Source organism: Christiangramia aquimixticola (assembly GCF_048285835.1).
Taxonomy (GTDB): Bacteria; Bacteroidota; Bacteroidia; order Flavobacteriales; family Flavobacteriaceae; genus Christiangramia; species Christiangramia aquimixticola.
On record NZ_JBLVTL010000342.1, the window covers coordinates 1 to 279 of the forward strand.

Consider the following 279-nt stretch of genomic DNA (forward strand, 5'->3'; position numbering starts at 1 on the left):
AGTTGGTCGTACTCGGGCATGGATTTGTAAAACGGGTCCAACGGAAAACAGCCTGAAATCATGCCGTTTCTCGGTGCGGTAGTGCAGTCGGAAAAGGTGCGGCAGATTTTGCCTCGCTTCAAGCCTTGGCCCGACAAGATATCCGCTGGCATATCCGGATAACTCAACACCATTCGGCCAAAGCCAATAGAGTCCGCCTTTCCAGTTTTCAATACTTCCTGCCCTACATTGGGTAGCCATTCCTGCAAGTAGGAATACGCCGATCCTACTACGTAAAAT

Annotated in this window: 1 protein-coding gene; it reads right to left on the reverse strand. The window is 50.2% G+C overall.

What is annotated here, in order from left to right; translation table 11 throughout:
* Positions 1-279 (reverse strand): hypothetical protein (locus ACNKXV_RS14750; protein ID WP_417908450.1); only part of this gene is annotated, 279 nt, incomplete at both ends.